Origin of the sequence: uncultured Halopseudomonas sp. (genome assembly GCF_963977355.1) — a bacterium.
GTDB lineage: Bacteria > Pseudomonadota > Gammaproteobacteria > Pseudomonadales > Pseudomonadaceae > Halopseudomonas.
Genome location: NZ_CAXBOV010000012.1, coordinates 86,225 through 105,240, shown reverse-complemented (window position 1 = coordinate 105,240; position 19,016 = coordinate 86,225). Strand labels below are relative to the sequence as shown.

The 19,016-nt window shown below is 56.3% G+C and carries 15 protein-coding genes and 1 pseudogene; 7 read left to right on the top strand and 9 right to left on the bottom strand.

The window, feature by feature from the left end:
• Positions 1–37: 37 nt before the first annotated feature.
• Complete coding sequence (locus AAC076_RS08610; RefSeq protein ID WP_339844475.1) at positions 38–904, bottom strand: MOSC N-terminal beta barrel domain-containing protein; 867 nt, start codon at positions 902–904, stop codon at positions 38–40.
• A 312-nt stretch (positions 905–1,216) separates the two neighbouring features.
• Between AAC076_RS08610 and AAC076_RS08605 the strand changes: the two genes are divergently transcribed.
• Positions 1,217–2,263 (top strand): mechanosensitive ion channel family protein, encoded by a 1,047-nt coding sequence (locus AAC076_RS08605; protein WP_339844473.1) that lies wholly within the window; start codon positions 1,217–1,219, stop codon positions 2,261–2,263.
• 8 nt (positions 2,264–2,271) lie between these two features.
• Here the strand turns inward: AAC076_RS08605 and AAC076_RS08600 are convergent, their stop codons facing one another.
• From AAC076_RS08600 to AAC076_RS08590, 3 genes and pseudogenes are all read right to left on the bottom strand, one after another.
• Entirely contained in the window at positions 2,272–4,380 is a 2,109-nt protein-coding gene (locus AAC076_RS08600; RefSeq protein ID WP_339844471.1) for an EAL domain-containing protein, read from the bottom strand.
• Between the two features lie 170 nt (positions 4,381–4,550).
• Positions 4,551–6,695 (bottom strand): molybdopterin oxidoreductase family protein, encoded by a 2,145-nt coding sequence (locus AAC076_RS08595; RefSeq protein ID WP_339844512.1) that lies wholly within the window; start codon positions 6,693–6,695, stop codon positions 4,551–4,553.
• A gap of 1,504 nt (positions 6,696–8,199) precedes the next feature.
• Positions 8,200–8,267, bottom strand: a pseudogene (locus tag AAC076_RS08590) (4Fe-4S binding protein); the annotation flags it as partial.
• A gap of 208 nt (positions 8,268–8,475) precedes the next feature.
• On the opposite strand from AAC076_RS08590, the gene AAC076_RS08585 reads away from it, so the two are divergent.
• The 3 genes from AAC076_RS08585 (at position 8,476) to ylqF (ending at position 11,804) form a co-directional block, all read left to right on the top strand.
• Positions 8,476–9,495, top strand: coding sequence for an AraC family transcriptional regulator ligand-binding domain-containing protein (locus AAC076_RS08585; protein ID WP_339844469.1), 1,020 nt, complete (start codon positions 8,476–8,478; stop codon positions 9,493–9,495).
• Positions 9,496–9,561: 66 nt separating this feature from the next.
• The gene (locus tag AAC076_RS08580; protein ID WP_339844466.1) at positions 9,562–10,587 is read left to right on the top strand and encodes a hypothetical protein; all 1,026 of its coding nucleotides are present in this window, start codon (positions 9,562–9,564) and stop codon (positions 10,585–10,587) included.
• A gap of 206 nt (positions 10,588–10,793) precedes the next feature.
• Positions 10,794–11,804: a ribosome biogenesis GTPase YlqF gene (gene ylqF, locus AAC076_RS08575; protein WP_339844464.1), complete on the top strand. Its 1,011-nt coding sequence runs from the start codon at positions 10,794–10,796 to the stop codon at positions 11,802–11,804.
• 22 nt (positions 11,805–11,826) lie between these two features.
• On the opposite strand, the gene AAC076_RS08570 is transcribed toward ylqF, so the two are convergent.
• On the bottom strand, positions 11,827–12,297 hold the full coding sequence (locus AAC076_RS08570) for an EVE domain-containing protein (protein ID WP_339844462.1): 471 nt from the start codon (positions 12,295–12,297) through the stop codon (positions 11,827–11,829).
• A 100-nt stretch (positions 12,298–12,397) separates the two neighbouring features.
• Here AAC076_RS08570 and AAC076_RS08565 point away from each other — a divergent pair, with 100 nt between their 5' ends.
• Positions 12,398–13,312 carry a DUF1853 family protein gene (locus AAC076_RS08565; protein WP_339844460.1) on the top strand — a complete coding sequence of 305 codons (915 nt, stop codon included), beginning with the start codon at positions 12,398–12,400 and terminating at the stop codon, positions 13,310–13,312.
• 28 nt (positions 13,313–13,340) lie between these two features.
• On the top strand, positions 13,341–13,622 hold the full coding sequence (locus AAC076_RS08560) for a DUF503 domain-containing protein (protein WP_339844458.1): 282 nt from the start codon (positions 13,341–13,343) through the stop codon (positions 13,620–13,622).
• Here AAC076_RS08560 and AAC076_RS08555 read toward each other — a convergent pair.
• Complete coding sequence (locus tag AAC076_RS08555; protein ID WP_339844456.1) at positions 13,619–14,470, bottom strand: ion transporter; 852 nt, start codon at positions 14,468–14,470, stop codon at positions 13,619–13,621. The genes AAC076_RS08560 and AAC076_RS08555 overlap by 4 nt on opposite strands.
• Before the next feature lie 197 nt (positions 14,471–14,667).
• Between AAC076_RS08555 and AAC076_RS08550 the strand changes: the two genes are divergently transcribed.
• Positions 14,668–16,158: a YdiU family protein gene (locus tag AAC076_RS08550; protein ID WP_339844454.1), complete on the top strand. Its 1,491-nt coding sequence runs from the start codon at positions 14,668–14,670 to the stop codon at positions 16,156–16,158.
• Positions 16,159–16,233: 75 nt separating this feature from the next.
• On the opposite strand, the gene gabT is transcribed toward AAC076_RS08550, so the two are convergent.
• The 3 genes from gabT to AAC076_RS08535 all read right to left on the bottom strand — a co-directional run bounded on the left by gabT (position 16,234) and on the right by AAC076_RS08535 (position 18,806).
• Positions 16,234–17,511 (bottom strand): 4-aminobutyrate--2-oxoglutarate transaminase, encoded by a 1,278-nt coding sequence (gene gabT / locus AAC076_RS08545; RefSeq protein ID WP_339844452.1) that lies wholly within the window; start codon positions 17,509–17,511, stop codon positions 16,234–16,236.
• Between the two features lie 256 nt (positions 17,512–17,767).
• Positions 17,768–18,322 (bottom strand): pyridoxamine 5'-phosphate oxidase family protein, encoded by a 555-nt coding sequence (locus AAC076_RS08540; protein ID WP_339844449.1) that lies wholly within the window; start codon positions 18,320–18,322, stop codon positions 17,768–17,770.
• A 25-nt stretch (positions 18,323–18,347) separates the two neighbouring features.
• The gene (locus AAC076_RS08535) at positions 18,348–18,806 is read right to left on the bottom strand and encodes a M23 family metallopeptidase (protein ID WP_339844447.1); all 459 of its coding nucleotides are present in this window, start codon (positions 18,804–18,806) and stop codon (positions 18,348–18,350) included.
• Positions 18,807–19,016: the final 210 nt, after the last annotated feature.

The following is a 19,016-nucleotide window of genomic DNA, read 5'->3' as shown; positions in this document are numbered from 1 at the left end:
CGTGTCGGGCTTCATGCTGCAAGATGAATGAAGCCGGCTAACTGATCCACACCTCATCTCCCACCTTCAGCAAACTGTCTCCCTCAATTGACCCGTATATGCCGAGATTCTGATCCGCTTTCTGCACGATATTGCGCAGAATAGTCTTGTCACTATGCAGGCTTTCCTGCGCGCGGGTGACGGCGCCACAACGGGGGGCGGTCCCGGTGCAGTGGATGGTGGTGTCGCCCACGTGAATACGTTTACCCAGCCAGGTTTGTTCAACCAGGCCCTCCAGACCAGGCAACGTTTCTATCATGAGGTTGGGCCTGAATCGTTCCACGTTCCAGTCTGCCTTGCTGTTGATTTGCTGCATGTGCCGCAGGCTGGCGCTGGTCAGTATGTGAAAAGGTGAGACAAGGAAAAAAGTACCGGGCAGTGATACAAACTCCTGCATGTCTGGAGGCAGGTTGTCCAGATCAGGTAGCGGTTCGCCGGGTTCGCGCGCAAAGGTGGCTTTCAATTCGTGAAGCCAGGTTGAGGCGTCGGCCTTGTGGCGCTTGTAGAAGGCAGCGTCTTCAGGAAAGGGGCGCAAGGCCTGAAGGGTACTGGCGTGTCCGATGGTGCTGGAAACCTGCTTGTTTACCGATGGGTCATCACTGCCGACAACGGTTCCACCCGGAAAGGTGACATCCACATGGCCACTCAGGTCGCCATGATTATCCAGCCGCTGGCGCGCTCGACACCTCAGCAGGTCCGGTCGAAACTTGCAGCTCTGGATTTCCTGACGCTCCAGATCCTGCACTGCCCAGGTACGATCTCCCAACAGGCCGTTCGCTGAGATATGGCCTTGCTGCAGGATTTCGCCCGCCATGCCCTTGACCGGGTAACGCCAGATTGATTGAACTGTGCCAACTTTCTGCATGGGTCCTCTCCGCGATTCAGCTGTGTCCTGGGCTTATTCTATGGCACGGACTGGCTGACCGACAGGCCACTGAGGCAATTAGTTAGGAGCTTGTTGATCTTGCGCGCGCAGCCTTAAACCTCAGCTCGAAGTCCGCAGATTCCCGTGGACAGTTCGCGCGCGTTTGATTATTCAGACGCATTAAAGTGCGCCGCGAGCTTGGTCTGTACCAGTGGGTACGTTAACGTCTAGGTTGGCGATCCGGAATGTCCGGTCGGTGATGCATGTGCAGTTCGAGCTTGGCGTGCTGGTGGGGGATGGATGCTGGAAGTAATGAACGTTTTGGAAATGCTGTTGAGAACATGGCTTTGGCCCGGAGTTTCAGCCATCTTTGCTGTGCTTGCCACCTTTACGATCTACCGGCTGGCATTGGCAATTTTTCGCCATTTTTCCGAGTCGAGAACGGTACTGAGGCTGTTTCTTGATGCCGCGGCACTGGCCCTGGGCACGGTACTTTGCCTGCTGGCGTTGGCGGGGTCACTGAGGACTGCGCCTGATGACTTGCCTCTGATAGGTGGGATACGGCAGGTCATCACGGTGCTTCTGATTATTGCCGTTACCTGGGCCGCAGTGCGACTGAGTTCGGCTATTGGCGATGTGATAGTCGCGTTAAACCCGGTGCTCGAGGGGCAATGGAAGCGCGCGCGCAGGGTCGAGACGCAAACCCGTTTTCTGGTTCGCGCTCTGAATATCCTCATCGTGATTGTCGGCTTCGGGGCGGCTTTGATGACCTTTGATTCGGTCAAGCACATGGGGGCCAGCTTGCTCGCCTCTGCAGGCGTAGGCGGGCTGATTCTCGGGTTTGCTGCACGGCCAGTACTCAGTAATCTGCTGGCCGGCATGCAAATAGCGCTCACCCAGCCTTTTCGCATTGATGATGTGCTACATGTGCAGGGGGAGTGGTGCTGGGTGGAAGAAGTGACCTCTACCTACGTGGTGTTAAGAGTCTGGGACTTGCGTCGTCTGGTTATTCCCCTGCAGTGGTTTATCGAGAATCCGTTTCAGAACTGGTCAAGAAGCAGTACCGAGCTGCTGGGTAGTGTCTTCATATGGGTGGATTACACAATGCCAGTAGAGCCCCTGCGTCAGGAGTTCAACCGGCTGCTGGCGGAGACAAAACTGTGGGATGGCAAGTTGGCAACGGTACAGGTCACCGACTCCAATGATCAGGCCATGCAGGTTCGCTTTCTGATGAGCGCGGCTAATTCGAGTAACAACTGGGATCTGCGCTGCTTCATACGTGAAGGACTCGTCACTTACATACAAGAATATTATCCCGCGCAGCTGCCGCGCGTCAGAGCACGGCTTATGGAAAGCTGAGGTGTGTCTCAGGCAGTGTCTTTTGCAACCGCGTTGCCATTACGTGGTGGCGGGGCCAGCAGGGTACAGAAGTCCTCACTGGTCACTGCGCGGCTGAAGTAGTAGCCCTGATAGATATGGCAGTCCTGCTGTTGCAGAAATGCCAGTTGCTCGGCGGTTTCTACCCCCTCAGCAATCAGTTCCATATTCAGACTGCGCGCCATGGCGATAATGGCGCGGACGATTTCTGCATCGTTGCTGTCGTGGGTACAGTCGTTGACGAATGACTGATCAATTTTCAGAAGATCAACCGGCAGACGTTTAAGGTAGCTTAGCGAAGAATACCCGGTGCCAAAGTCGTCAATAGCAAAACGGATACCCAGGTCGCGCAATTCGTTCATCTTCTCCACGGTATCGGTAATGTTGTGGATCATGATGCCTTCGGTTATTTCCAGCTTCAGGCACTGGGTAGGGATTTGTTGTTCCTGGATGGCTGCTGCTACCCGAGCTACGAAGTTGGCCTGACGAAATTGCCGCGGGCTGATATTGATACTGAGACTGAACGCGTCTGTGCTGATCAGACCCTGTTTGAGCAGGTCAGCAATAAAAGCGCATGCCTGCAGCAAGACTCCGTGGCCAGCCTCCAGAATCATGCCGCTCTCTTCCAGAACATGCATGAAGGTGGCGGGACTGACCAGGCCTTGCTCGGGGTGCCGCCACCGAATGAGCGCTTCGGCGCCAATGATCTGTTGCGTCCGGGCGTCAACCTGCGGTTGATAGTGCAACTCGAATTCCTGGGCGAGCAGGGCGTTGCGCAGCTCGGTTTCCAGCTGCAGGCGCTGACTGACGACCACCTGCATCTGAGGCTCGAAAAAAGCAATATTGTTGCGTCCGGCTGCCTTGACCCCATAAAGCGCTGTGTCGGCATGCTTGAGCAGATCCTCCGGTGTATTACCATGCTCGGATGATAGTGCGATACCGATACTGCAGCTTAACTGCAACCCGTGACCCTCGATGCGCATGGGGGCAGAAACGGCCTCAAGTAATTCAGCCGCGCTTGTTCTGGCATGCTCGGCAATTTGTTCGGGATCGCCGGAAAGTCCGGTGAGCAAGATGACAAATTCATCGCCGCCCAGCCGTGCAACCGTGTCGGCTTTCCGTACCTTGAGCTGCAGACGCCGACTGACTTCCTGAAGGACGGCATCCCCGCAGCTGTGCCCCAGGGAGTCATTGACGCGCTTGAAGTGGTCCAGATCAAAGAATAGCAAGGCGCAGCCCAGTCCGTGGCGCTCGCCAAGGGCCAGGTGCTGCTGCAACCGGTCCTGAAGGAGCAATCGATTGGGTAAGTCGGTCAGGGCGTCGTGATAGGCCTGGTGTTTAATGCGTGCCTCGATGTTTTTCTGTTCCGTGACGTCTTTAAAACAGGACAAAGTGCAGCGATCTTCGCCAATCAGGATGAAGTTGCTGGAAACTTCGCATTTCAGAACCCGGCCGTCCTTGGCTATAAAGTCGATGGGCTCGTTGCGCAGGCAGCGTTCGCGCAACAGTTTGTTGATGATCGTTGGTCGTTTTTCCGGATAGCGCCAGAGTCCGATATCCGCTGCGGTTTTGCCGATGACATCCTTCGGTTGATAACCGAAGACCTCGGTGAATCGATGGTTGATGTCAGCTATCTTGGCGCTCTTCTTGGCAAAGAGTACGTAGGGTTCAGGCGAGTCTATGAATAGTGCAGAGAACTTGGCTTCACTTTCTTTAAGGACCAGTTCGGCATTACTGCGCTCCGACATGTCGTGGGCAATTGCCAGGCGGCATTTCTGGCCGTCCAGATCTATCTGCTCAACGTAGACCAGGCAGGACTTGGTTAAACCATTCTGGCATTTGAAACGGGCTTCACACTGTTGTAGGCGTCCATTGCGGGTAAAGCGGTCAATGAAGTCGTCACGCTGTTGAACACTGGTCCAAATGGGCAGTTCGGCGGAATGCAGATTGACTATTACCTCGGCATCCCAGCCAAACAGCAGTTCAAAGGCTGAATTTATCGCCAGAACACGGTTGTCTTCAATACGGGTAAGCATGCAGGCAACAGGAAGCCGCTGAAGCAAAACGAGAAAGTTGTCGCCCTCTCCGCGGCCGCTCATCAGAATGTCTGCCAGGGTGGGCAGACAACCAAGCCATGCGTGTTCATCTTCTATCCTTTTTTTGTTATTTGATAAAAGTAGCGTGTTGCCATGCCAGATACAAGTAGGTCGTATATGGGCCGTAATAATGGCGGCTCAGGGCTCAGGGCTCAGGGCTCAGGGCTCAGGGCTCAGGCCGCCACCACCGATACCGGAATCCCGTTAAGCACCGCGTTGCCCGATAACACGTCGACCACCTGATCATCGGTTATATCGTTGACGTTGATGCCCGGGTTGCTCTGTGCGACGCGCAGGCTGACGCCCTCTCGATCGTGACCCCAGCCATGGGGTAAACAGACTACGCCGGGCATGATGTCGTCACTGATTTGTACGCTGACTAGAAGCTCGCCTGTGCGCGACATGATACGTGCCTGTTTGCCGCTGGCCAGACCCAGGCGCTCAGCGTCCGTCGGGTTGATCAGCAGGGCGCAACGGTCATTGCCTTTGACCAGACGCTGGCTGTTGTGCATCCAGGAGTTGTTGGTACGCAGATCACGTCGGCCGATCAGCATGAGCTCGTTGCTCTGGGCTCCGCGCAGCTCTGCCATGGCACGGCCCAGGTCGGCGACCAGTTCGGGCGGCGTGAGGTGCAGTTTTTTGTCCGAGGTAAACAGGTAGCCTGGGAAGGACTCGCGCATCGGTCCGAGATCCAGGCCGTGTGGGTAGCGCTTGAGGACTTCCACGCTTAATGGTTCTTCGCGCTTAACCGGCTGGCCACTGTTGTATTCGTTGAAGCCTTCACCATAAGGGCCGGTCTTCAGGCCGTGATCGAGAATCTGTTCGGGGCTGGGCATTTTGCGCGCCGGCGCTTCTTCCGGATTTTTCAGTGCGGCGATGCGCTCGGCCAGGCCCTGCACAATATCCCAGTCGCAAAGGGCGCCTTCGGCTGGCGCGAATACTGGATCGCTGAAGCGCGCGATATTGCGCACTGCAAGCATATTGAACACGATGTCGTACTGCTCATGTTCCAGTGGGCCGGTGGGCGGCAGGATAATATCGGCATGGCGCGAGGTTTCATTCAGATAGAAGTCGATTGAAACCATGAGCTCGAGCTGGTCCAGCGCCTCGTCCATTTGCCGCCCATTCGGTGTGGACAGCACCGGGTTGCCCGCCACGCAAACAAACCCGCGTACCTGACCTTCGCCAGGGGTGAGCATCTCCTCTGCGATGGTGACGGCTGGAAAGTAGCTATCAAATTCAGGGAGGCCTCGGGCACGGCTCTGGTAGGTATTGAAGCTGCCCATCGGTCGGCTCTGAGCCTTGTTGAAGGCGGGGGTGGTGAACATCATGCCACCGGGGCTATCCAGGTTGCCGGTGAGAATATTCAGTACCAGCATCAGCCAGTGGTTGAGCGCGCCATAGCTCTGGGTAGAAACGCCCATGCGGCCATAGCACACAGCGCATTCTGCGGCGGCAAAGTCTTCGGCAATACGCTTGATCTGGTCGACAGCAATACCGCAACGGGCACTGACCTGCTCAAGCGTGACACCCTCGAACAACGGTGCAAGGGCATCCCAGTTGTCAGCCAGTTCATGCAAGCGTCCAGGTTTGGTCAGGCCTTTGTCGAGCACATGGCGGATCAGGCCAAGCAGGAAGAAAGCATCGGTGCCGGGCTTTATGAACAGGTGCTGGTCTACATAGCGTGCTGACTCTGTACGCCGTGGATCGACCAGAATCACTTTGCCACCGCGTTCACGAATGCGCTCAAGGCGTTTGAGAATATCGCCAGCGGTCATCAGGCTGCCGTTGGAGGCGGCCGGGTTGGCGCCAAGCATAAGCATGTACTGCGTGCGGTCAATGTCCGGAATGGTAAACAGCTGGCTGTGACCGAACATCAGATAGGACACCAACTGATGTGGCATCTGATCCAATGAGGCGGCGGATGAAATATTGCGTGTGCCTATGGCCTTGCGCAATGTACCGGAGGCCATCATCAGCCCCAGGTTGTGCGAGGAGGGGTTACCCCAGTAGCCGGCAATCGAGTCATTGCCATGGCGCTGCTGGATATCCACCAGTTTGGCTGCAACCTTGTCCAGAGCGCTATCCCAGTCAATCGGCAGCCATTCGCCATTGACCTTCTCCAGCGGCGTGCGCAGACGATCCGGGTCGGTATGCAAATCCTGCAAGGCATAACCTTTAGGGCAGATGTGGCCTTCACTGTGGGGGTCATCCGGATCGCCATTGATCGACAGGATCTGCTCGCCCTGGGTCTCGATAACGACGCCACACATGGCTTCACACAGTGTGCAGGCACGGTGATGGGTTTTGACCGGCATTCTGGCCTGCTCTGCCTCATGTGCACGGGCATCGCGAATAACGGCCAGCATTTCCTCGATTTTGACAATCTTGCGCCGGGTTCTGCCCTCAATCCGGCCCCGGGCCTGTTCGTGCTGGTCCAGCAGACGCCAGTCCGCCATGCTGACCGGATTCACATCGCGGGCGTCCAGCAACGTATCAATGGTTCCGCCTGTCAGCTCTGGCAGACTGCTGCCCAGATCGTCCAGCAGGCGCTGAACACTCTCGGTGGCGCACTGACGGTTGCTACCGATCACGCCGCTGGCACCGCGCTTTATCCAGCCAGCCACGTAGTCACGGCTCTCGGCATGGCCGCGGATGCGTCCCTGATCATGTTGCATGACTCCGCGCCCGGTATCAAAGGGCAGCTCATCGATGGCTGAGCCTTGATAGCCAATGGCATGGACGACAAGCGTTGCAGGCATATCCAGGGTCTGTTCGCTTGGTTGAGCAATCAGTTGGCCCTGCTCGTTACGTACCAATTCAGTACGTTGCGCGTGCACGGTACTGACCAGGCCCTGATCGGCGCTGAAGCCAGTCGGGCTGGTATAGAACATAAAACGGATTCGCTTGCCTTCGCCCGCGGGTCTGGCGGCAATGTCGCGCAGTAGGCTGAGGTTCTGGCGTGCCTCGGCAAACTCGGGCTTTTCCAGTTGGCGGGTGGTGGTGTCGTCGAGCTCAAGGTCTGCCGGGTCGACCAGCAACTGTAGGCCTTCAATGGCCATCAATTGCTCCAGTTCCTTGGGAGTGAAGGCAGCTTGTGCCGGGCCGCGTCGGGCGAGCAGCCGCACTTCTTCAATACCGCTTGCGGCCAGCGCTCGCAGTGCATCGTCCGCTATATCAGTTTTAGCTAACTGGTCATTGGGCAATACCAGCAATCGAGCGATATCCAGCGCCACGTTGCCGATACCGATAATCACCGCGGTCGGTCCTGCGAGGGCAGGGGACAACGTTACTTCGTCCGGGTGACCGTTGTACCAGCCAACAAAATTCGACGAGCCGAAAATATTGCCGCTTTCGGCTCCCGGCAAAGACAACGGGCGGCTCTGAGAGCCTCCGGTAGCATAGATGACGCCGTGATAGTGCTGGCGCAGGTCGGCGCTGGTCAGATCGCTACCGATCTGGACGTTGCCGAAAAAGCGAAACTGCGGCGATTCGGCGATGCGTTCGAATCCGGCAGTGACCGATTTGATGCGTGGGTGATCGGGTGCAACACCATAGCGAACCAGACCAAAGGGCGTGGGCAGGCGCTCGAACATATCGATCCGGGCGGCCGGCATCTGTTTCATAAGTGCTTCGGCAGCGTAGAAACCGCTTGGGCCGGAGCCGACAATGGCAAAGCGACCCGGCAGACGAGCCAGTGGGCTGGCAGCGTGGTTGCCCGCCTGGATGCTCTCGCGAATGATCGGATGGGTTTTGGCTCCCTCTGCGTTCAGCGTAATGAAGGATTGCTGATCCTCCGGGACCATGCTGCGCGGAAAAATGGCTCCCTCCGGGCAGGCAGAAACGCAGGCGTTGCAGTCAATGCAGACATCAGGATCGATAAACAGCATCTCGGGCGCTTCCCGGAAGGCCTCTACCGGACAGACGTCGACGCAACTGGTGTGTTTGTTGCCAATACAGCTCTGAGTGACTACGTACGCCATGATCTACTCCACGCAAGGGACTGCAAAACCCGCATATTATGTCGGGACTTGCAGATCCGTATTGGCAGCAAGCGCCTGATTGACATTTTGTGCCAGTATCCCGATAGTGCCAATCATGAGTAAAAACGACTACATACCCTCAGGCTTTATCGAGACGCTGCAAACGTACGTGCGCGAGCGTGATTTGCCTGCGGCGGGCCTGATGGGTGAGCTGAATGCGCAGCTGGAGTCACCCAGCGTGTCCGCGTGGCAGTTCTGCGAGTTGCTGGATGCAGTTTGGCAACTGGACCCGGTGAACGCTCTGGGTGTGCGCCTTGGGCTGTCGGCCCAGCCCAGCCAGTTTGGTGTGGTGGGTTATATGGTGTCGTCCTGCGGTACGCTGGGACAGGCACTGGCTAGATACCACCGCTATCAGGGACTTTTACAGGCCGGACTCACCTCCCGCGCCTGGCTCAAGGACGGTGTGCTGTTTATGCGCTGGACGCAGGCAGTGGCAAACACGCCGCTGGCCAGCGAATTCAGCCTTGCGGTATTTGTCAGCCTTTGCCAGGCATTGATTGGCCGCCCGATCGCGCCGCTGCGTGCCGGTTTGCCTTTTCCCAGGCCTGTCGACTCCGGTGTATACCCGGTGCTTTTAGGGTGCCCGGTCGACTTTGACTGCAACGCGATCGAGCTGGCCCTCCCGGCCCACCTCCTGGCGTTGCCGATTTCCAGCAAAGATCCGTATTTACTTCGTTTGCTCGAGCAGCAGGCTCAGGCATTGCTCAGACAGCAGCCTCGCATCGAAGGCGGGCAGGCGGGGGCATTCTTTAGCCAGGTTCAGGAACAGATTGTCGAGTCGATAAAAAATGGCGACGTCAGCGCTGACGCCGTTGCCCTGGCATTAGGCTGCTCACTCCGAACTTTTTATCGGCAGCTGAGCAGTGCGGGTTATAGCTACCGAGGTTTGCTGGCGCATACCCGCCATACCCTTGCACGGCAGTATTTAGCAGACCCCGCGCTGGCGCAAACGGATGTGGCGCTGCTGCTTGGATATTCTGAGCAAAGCTCGTTTATTCGCGCCTTTCGGAGTTGGACCAGCATGACACCGGGTGAGTATCGCGTCCGTCTGACCCAGGCTTCTGCAACCGGTTGACCCGTAAGCCCGATAACTCTTAACTGATTAGCTATTTGGCTCAGCCTCCCACGCAAAGGACAAATCATGTACACGGACGACGATCTTGACACTGCTATTGGCCAAGGTATTTTCGACGCGGAGTCGGTGACCCGTTTCAAACAGCATATCGCCGGGAAAGCTTCGCCTCGGGCAGTAGATGAGGAAAATTTCCGCCTGATTTCAGGCTTCAACGATATATTTGTGACTATCGCGGCCCTGATTTTGATGATTTCAGCGGCCTGGGTGGTTGGTGGCCTTCACCCAAGCGCTGCCTTTGCAATGCTGGCCGTACTGTCCTGGTTGCTGTCGATATTCTTCATTAGCCACAGGCGTCTGGCTCTGCCCGCCATCCTGTTTCTGATAGCCTTTGTCAGTAGCGTCACCGCGCTGAGCTCCGTTCTCCTGGCCGCGGTATTACCGGAGCATATGGTGCCGCAAATACCCTTGTTGGGTGCATTTGCAGTCGGCACCCTCGCAGCCTGGGTTCACTGGCTCAAATTCAAGGTGCCGATAACGGTTGCGGCAGGCACTGCGAGTCTTATAGCCGGTGTCATTTCAAGCGTGTTGGCCTTCTGGGAATTCGAAGCCTTCGGTACTTCCATTCTGAACCCACTGCTGTTTGTCTGTGGCGTGGCTACCTTTCTACTGGCCATGTGCTGGGATGCCCAGGACCCCACGCGTACCTCACGCAAGTCCGATGTTGCCTTCTGGCTTCACCTGTTGGCGGCGCCCCTTATCGTGCATCCTATCTTCTCCGCTCTGGGTATCCTTGGCGGTGAAAACAGTGTGTTGAGTATCGCGCTGGTGGCTATTTTGTATCTGCTTTTGGGTCTCGTTTCCATTGCGGTGGACCGGCGTGCGCTCATGGTCTCTGCTTTGGTTTACGTGCTCTATGCCTTCAGTGAGTTGCTTGAGGCCTATGGCATGGTCAGCATCAGTCTGGCCGTATCGGGGGTCTTTATCGGCTCCATGCTGTTGCTGCTGTCGGCCTTCTGGCATAAAAGCCGGGAGGTGGTCGTTGGCGTTTTACCCGGCCGCCTTCGCGTTTATCTTCCTGTTTTGGGTGGATAAGAGACGACTCAGTGATGATTATTATGAGTCGGATGCTGCCTTTGACTCTTGAAGGACCTTCTGTTCGCTGACGGGTATGTGTGTCAATACCGTGTTTGACTCACATTGCTCCTGTCCAGATGCCTCCCATTGTAATGGCCGGAAACCGGTAGCAGAGGTGGCGACCTGATAAGATGTCGCATCAGTCAGTCTCAAGGCGTTGCACAATGGCAATTCAGTGGTACCCCGGACACATGCACAAGGCGCAAAAGGCCATCAAGGAGGTTCTGCCCCAGGTAGACCTGCTGATCGAAGTGCTGGACGCGCGCATTCCCTATTCCAGTGAAAATCCGGCCATTGCCCAGCTAAGGGGTGAAAAGCCCTGCATCAAGGTGCTGAGCAAGACCGATCTGGCCGATCCGGAGCTGACCGCCCAGTGGCAGGAGTATCTGGAACGTGAGCGGGGAGTGAAAACCTTTGCCACCACAACAGAACAACCAGGCAGGATCAGGCTGCTGGTTGACCTGTGCCGCAAGATGCTGCCTGAAAAGGATGCCGGAGCTAAAAACATCAACGCGATGATTGTCGGTATTCCCAACGTGGGCAAGTCGACCATTATCAATACACTGGCTGGCCGCATGGTGGCCAAGACCGGTAATGAGCCGGCGGTCACCAAGGACCAACAGCGCATCAATCTGGGCAGTGGTGTCACCCTTCTGGATACGCCGGGCATCCTCTGGCCGAAGATCGAGAATCCTGACAGCAGTTACCGCCTGGCGGCCACAGGCGCGATCAAGAACACGGCGATGGAGTACGACGACGTCAGTTTTTTCCTGGCTGAGTATCTGATCAAGGCCTACCCCGAGCTGATCATGGGGCACTTTCAACTGGAGCGACTGCCGACCAGTGAGTTGGAATTTCTTGAAATGGCCGGCGCCAGGCGCGGGGCATTGCAAACCGGGGGCAGGATTAATCTCCACAAGATTTGCGAGGTGCTGATCAACGAGCTGCGGTCTGGCAAGTTGGGCCGGATAACCCTCGAAACGCCCGCAATGGTTGAACTGGAGAAGCAGGCCATAGCCGAAGCCAAGGCAAAGAAGGAAGCCGAGAACGCCGAGCGCAAGAAGCGTTTCAAGGAAGGTTCACGCAATTCGGATCGGGCTGATCGCAAGGAACAGAAAAATCTGCCCAAGCCGCCCCGTCAGCGTGGCGTAGGAAAACCCAGCAAGAAAAAATAGCGTTCTCTGGCAGCAAGGGCATCTATCTCAGGCTGTTTTTTTCCTGCTGCAAGATGATTTGCCAATGCGCGTCGCTTACCGGCATCACTGACAGACGACTGCCCCGTTTGACCAGTGCCAGGTCCTCGAGGCCGGCAGTGCCTTTGAGCTCATCCAACGGTATCAGGCTATTGAGCTTGCGCTGGAATATCATATCCACTGCCTTCCAGCGGGGCTTTTCCTCGGAACTTTTCACATCGTGATAGGGTGAGCCTGGATCGAACTGGGCGGGGTCCGGGTAAGCGGCGCGAGCGACTTTCACTATACCGGCCACGCCGATGTGCTTGCAGCTGGAGTGATAGATAAACACCTCATCACCTACAGCCATCTCCAGCAGAAAGTTGCGAGCCTGATAATTACGCACGCCGTCCCACGGGATGGGTGTTTCGGGATCACGGGCAAAGTCGTCGATGCCGCATTCCTCAGGTTCCGTTTTGACAAGCCATCTGGCCATGGGTCGGGTTCCAGTGTCGCGTGATGTCGGGAGTGATGGGACAGTCTACTTGAGCGGTTGCAGATGGGGTATCTGCCTGATTTTGCGGTAGTCTACGTGGATGACCACAGATATTTTTTCCACCATCGATCCGACACGCTTTCGCCTTCCGGCGCTCCGTCATCTTGCGTGGATGTGCGGGACTGCGCAGCTGACCGATAGCTCCCTGGCCTTCGATCTGCGTGGGCAGTTGCCGTGCGGCACAATTGAGAGGTTGTTGCGCTGGGAGGCAATGCCGGGCACAGCACCGGCAGCGGTTACCGAACCTGCTCATCCACGTCTTGGTTACTATTTTGAGCGCCTCTACGAGTGTCTGCTGACGGATATTCTGGGTTGGGAGGTGCTGGTGCGTAATCTGCCCGTGCGTAGTCAGCAAAGAACCCTCGGGGAGCTGGATTTTGTAGTGCGCAATCCAGTCACAGGCGCAATCGAACATCACGAGATCGCCATCAAGTTCTATCTTGGCCACACCGTCGGCTCAACGCCGGTTCTCTGGTACGGCCCCAATGCGGTTGATCGGCTGGATCTGAAAACGGCGCGTATGCTCGATCATCAGAGCCAGCGCTCACTTTTACCCGAGAGCGTTGCGGCGTTATACGAACTGGGCATAGAGCGGCCTCTGAGGTCGCGGGTGTTCATGCCGGGCTACCTGTTCTATCCGACGGGAAATGCCTGCGCCACAGCCGTCCCACCGCCCAAGCATGTGCCGAGCGACCACCCGCGGGGTAGCTGGATGTATCTGGATGCACTGGGTAATACAGATGTCTCGTGTTGGGTTCATCTGCGAAAACCCCATTGGCTGGGCCCCTGGATACAGGATGGTGAGCCTGATCCGGCGCAGGCGCAGGCAGCCCTCGAGCAGGTCGCTGTAACCCAGACTCCGAGGTTGTTTGCCAGAATGTCCTGGGACGCAGCGGCAGGTCTTTGGAAGGAAGCAGAGCGTTGCTTTGTTGTGCCCGCACGTTGGCCGGGTTGAATTGGTTTGTTGTCTGACGGGAGCTGACATGCACATAGGTATTCTGACTATTCGGTTTTCTCTGCCGGGCTGCGTTTCGCTCAAGGAAAAACGTCAACGCATGGGCGGGTTGCACGAACGCTTTGGTCGAACGCCATCAATCGCGGTATGTGAGAACGGCGAGCTTGATCGTCACGAGGCCAGTGAATGGTCCTTTGTGGTGGCTGCAACCACTGTGCAAAAGGTGGAGTCGCTTTGCAGCGAGATAGAGGAAAAACTACAGCGCACCGTTGATGGCCGGATTATGGATGTGGCCCGGGAGATTCTCTAGGCTCTGGGTTCAGCGGTCTCCTCATCAAGCCAGGTCCCGCAGAATTTGCAGTAGCGGGCATTTTTTTCATGCTGATGTTTGCCGCATCCAGGGCAGGCTTCATCCGAGTAGCGCTCATTGCGCAGTGTATTTATCACTTCGACCGAGAACACGCCAACGGGCAGGGCAATGATGGAGTAACCGGTCAGCATGATCATGATGGAAATGAATTGGCCCAGCGGGGTCACCGGTGCGATATCACCGTAGCCGACTGTGGTCAGGGTCACTATGCCCCAGTAAATTGCGGTGGGTATGCTGGTGAAGCCTGCCTCGGCGGGCTCGATCAGAAACAGCAACGAGGAGAATATGGTGACCAGCATCATCACGGAAAACACGAACAGGATAATCTGACCGCGGCTGCGCTTGAGTGCATCGACCAGCAGCTTTCCCTCGCCTACCAGGGTCATCATTTCCAGCACGCGGAACAAACGCAGTGTACGAAGCAATCGAATCACCACCAGAGTCTGTGCGCCGGGAATGACCAGGGCTAGCCAGGTGGGTATTACAGCCAGTACATCGATCACTCCGTAGAAGCTCTTCAGGTACAGCCGGGGCTTGTCCAGGCAATAGATCCGCAGTGCTATTTCGAGAGTGAACACCGCGGTGACAGCCCATTCTGCGTAATAGAAAATATCACCGAACCGCCGATGATACGCCTCGACGCTATCGAGCAGTACCACGCCGACGCTCATCAGGATCAGCACGGCCAGACCAATATCGAAACCCTTCCCCAGCGGCGTGTCGGACTCGAAAATGACCTGAAAAAGCCGAGTTTTGAGGCCAGCGCCGCCGGCTCTGAATGGCTGCATGTCGGTAGGTATCTCCAGCTGGCAAGTTGTAGTGAATAAAGTGGCTGCCCAGAGCATAGAAAGTTAATCGGGATTTTGCGACTCGGCTTGTCACTGCCGATCCTTGTCTTCACGATCAGCCGGAACCAGCCAGCGGATTTATTCACTGCCATCACATTCGCGTATCCTGTCGGTTCATATCGTCATCGGAGCAACCAATGACTCAGCTCGACAGCCCCCGTTTCGACAACAGCTACACGGCATTGCCGGAACGCTTCTACGCCAGACAGAAACCGACACCGGTGCAAGCGCCAGAGCTCATCCGCATCAATCGCGCGCTGGCTACACAATTGGGAATTTCCGCCGACTGGCTTACCTCTCCAGAGGGTTTGCAGGTGCTGGCAGGCAATGAGATCGCGCCCGGCTCCATGCCGATTGCTACTGCCTACGCGGGCCACCAGTTTGGAAACTGGAATCCACGCCTGGGGGACGGCCGGGCGGTGCTTCTGGGAGAAGTGGTGGGGGTCGATGGGCAGCGCTATGACATGCAGCTCAAGGGAGCAGGGCGAACACCCTTTGCGCGCGGGGGTGATGGACGGGCACCTCTCGGACCGGTTCTGCGCGAATACATCGTGAGCGAGGCCATGGCTGCGCTGGAGGTGCCGACCTCGCGCAGTCTCGCTGCCGTGACAACCGGTGAGCAGGTCATGCGTGACCGCCCGCAGCCGGGGGGGATTCTAACCCGCATATGCTCCAGTCACATTCGTATTGGCACTTTTCAGTATTTTGCCGGTATGGACGATATCGAGGCAGTGCAGACGCTGGCCGATTACGTAATCAATCGGCATTACCCGGAGGCTGGAGAGTCTGAACGGCCCTATGTAGCTTTATTGCAGGCGGTTATTGGCAGGCAGGCAACGCTTATCGCCCAATGGCAACAACTGGGGTTCATTCACGGGGTGATGAATACCGACAATATGTTGATTTCCGGAGAAACCATTGATTATGGCCCGTGTGCCTTCATGGATGCCTATCACCCGGAAACGGTCTTCAGTTCGATTGACCGGGGAGGGCGCTATGCCTATATCAACCAGCCAGGAATAGGGCAGTGGAATCTCGCGTGGTTGGCCCGTGCACTGTTACCGTTGCTCGACAAGGATGAAGATCTCGCTGTGCAGGCTGCTCAGCAGGCTATCGATGACTACGTGGGGCTTTATCAGGCTACCTACTATGATCTTATGGCCAGGAAACTGGGCATGGCTGCCAGCGACGAAAGCAACACCGCACTGATCGAAGAGCTACTTGAGTTGATGAAAGAGTCCGGTACCGACTACACATTGACGTTCCGTCGGCTATCAGAATTGGCTGGTCCCCAGGGACCGATCGAGGGTGATAGCGTTGCAGATATCTTTGATTTACCGGCGTCCTTTGCGCCATGGCAGGAGAAATGGCAACGGGCTCTGGAGCAACAACCTGCGTCATCTGCAGAGCGTCAAAAGCAGATGCTGGCGCTGAATCCCGCTTACATCGCACGTAATCATCTGGTCGAGGAGGTTATTCGTGCAGCCGAAGACGAGGGTGATCTACAGCCTTTTCATGCGTTGATCGATCGTTTGGCCAGCCCGTTTGACTATCACGCTCAGGATGCGCGCTACGCGATGCCACCCACGCCTGAACAGGTGGTACGTGCGACATTCTGCGGTACCTGATAGGCGATAAATGCAAAGCGTGGAGTTATAAAAAACCGCGGCAATGGCCGCGGTTTTTTTGGCACTGCCGTTACATCAAGGGGTTAGTTCGCCGAGAATTTTCTCGATGATATCCAGACCCTCCTCAAGCACCTCATCCTCGATGGTGACCGGCATCAGGAAGCGAATCGAGTTCGCGTGCATGCCGCACGCGAGCAATATCAGTCCGTTCTCTTTGGCCTTGGCCGTGATTGCAGCTGCCAGATCGGCCCGTGGTGTACGGCTGGCCTTATCGGTCACAAGTTCGAATGCAGCCATGGCACCAAGGTTGCGCGAGTTATCGACAAACTCGAACTTGTCTTGCCACTTGGCGAATCGCGTGGCCAGCTTGTCGCCCAGTCTATTTGCCTTGCCAAGGATGTCTTCGCTTTCAAAGATCTCCATGACGGCCATCACCGCGGCGCAGGATACCGGACTACCAGTGTAGGTACCGCCCAGCGAATTAGGTCCGGAGCTGTCCATGAGTTTGTCTGTACCGACAACTGCCGAGATCGGCATGCCGTCGGCCATGCTCTTGGCCATGGTCATCATGTCCGGCTCGACGCCACTGTGTTCGATGGCGAACATCTTGCCCGTCCGGCCGAAACCGCTTTGTACTTCATCGACGATCATCAGGATGCCGTGCTCATCGCAGATCTCGCGAATCGCCTTGAGAAATTTGGGAGAGGCTGCGTAGAAGCCACCTTCGCCCAGTACCGGCTCAATGAAGATTGCGGCAGTGCTTTCCGGGTCGCTGTCTGTGCGCAATGTCATGCGCAGACCGCGCAGCGCTTCTTCTTCGCTGACGCCGTGGTAGGCAACCGGATAGGGGGCCCGGAAAACGGTGCCAGGCATGGGACCGAAGTCACCCTGGTAGGGCTTTACCTTGCCGTTCATCGCCATGGTCATGAAGGTACGGCCGTGGTATCCACCATCAAAGCAGATAATGTTGGTACGGCCAGTGGCGGCGCGGGCAATCTTGACTGCGTTTTCCAGAGCCTCGGCCCCTGAGTTGGCCAGCATGACTTTACCGTGTCCACGGACTGGGCTGATCTCACTGAGCTTCTGAGCCACCTTGACGTAGCCCTCATAGGGCATAACGGTTTGGCAGGTATGCATCAGCAAATCAAGTTGTGCTTTTACTGCGGCAACGACCTTGGGGTGGCGGTGACCTACGTTCAGAACGCCAATGCCTCCGGCAAAATCGATCATGCGCTTGCCATCTGCATCCCATATTTCGGCATTGGTTGCGTGGGCTGCAAACTGTTCGTTCGGGCTGGCAGCGCCTGCTGCCACGTAACGTTCTTTGAGCGCTTGCAATTCGGCATTGTTCACTATGTCGTCTCCATCGGTTGAAATCATTTCAGCGGGAACGAGGTGGTGCCCTCGAATAAGTGCGTGAGGCAACTTTGTACGCGGGCGAATCCTGGCCTCGTTCCTGTTGTGAAAGCCCTCTGCGGCGAAAATTCAGCCTGGCCGGGCAAATTGATGCTGGTTATAGTGCGGGTGTATCACGGTCTGATGCGCTTGTTTCATACTCTATGATGGACGAACTGGGGCAATAGGACAAAATTTTAGCAGGCCTAAATGCTTACAAAGTGCTTTGCTCGGCAAGAATGTCGGTGCTTTTGCCATCCAGACTGAGCTGATTTTTTTCACGCCAGTACTGCTCTATCCCTTGCTCGCCGTGCTTCTGCGCCCACTTGTTCAAAGTGGTGCGTTCATCCTGGAATTGGTAAAGGGGTACCGCATAACCACATGAGGTGGTTATCAACGAAATCTGCAGTCGAAACACCTGTCGGGCGCCAGGGTGGGGTGGAAACAGTCCTGACAGCGACTCCCACTCCGAGTCTCGCGGGTGGATGACCTCGGCTTCACCATAAAGTCGCAGTATCAGCGGTTGTTTGTCGAAAGAGCAGAACATGATGGTCATCCTGCGGTTTTCCAGGACGTGGGCGGCTGACTCGTTACCGCTTCCAGTCAGATTCAACCAGGCAATTTCAGACGGACTGATAATCCGCAGGCTGTCCATTCCTTTTGGCGAGACATTAACGAACCCCTCGGCGCCGGCCGTACCAACAAAAAAAAGATGTTGAGCACGAATAAACTCCATGAGCTTGTCGTTCAGTTCCGTGAATTGCTCCATCTGATTCTCCTTGTCTGCATGACTGCTACGGTGTCAGGTCGTGGGGTTTGAACAGCGGAAAAGGGTTGACTGGCGTTCCTGTCCACCATTGCTTTTCAGGGCCCAGCTGGAAAGTCGCAAAATGCAGGTGTGGAGTGCTGGCATCGGCGTTGCCCGTGGTACCGACATAACCAATCAGATCGCCACGCTTGATCAATTGCCCCTCACTCAGGTTAGCTGCGTACCGATCCAGATGAGCATAATAGTAGGCCAGTTCACCGGCTGCATCGAACTGGTAGATGGTCAGCCCTCCCGGCACACTGTTGAACAGCTTGATAATGGTGCCGTCGTCGACTGCAACCACTGAAGTGCCTGTAGGTGCCATTATATCGATGGCCTCGTGCAGCCGGTCGCCTCCGCGCGGATCGAGATAACTGTCCCGCAGGTCCCCGACAGCGATGCCGGATACGGGTATCTGTAGAGGGACCGTTTTACGCCCCGGCATTGGCGTTGCTTGCTGCTCCGTAGCATCTGACGCCGTTTGCGCGACGGGCGAGTTCGGCATAGTAAAAACGAATAGGCCTGCAAGGATGATCGCGGCCGATAAAGTGTAAGCGAATATTCTTGGCATAATGACTCATAACTTGCGCAGGCGCTGTTTTAGACGGTTTGAGTATAGATACTGCTGGTCAGGAAAAAGACTCGGTTCGTCCGG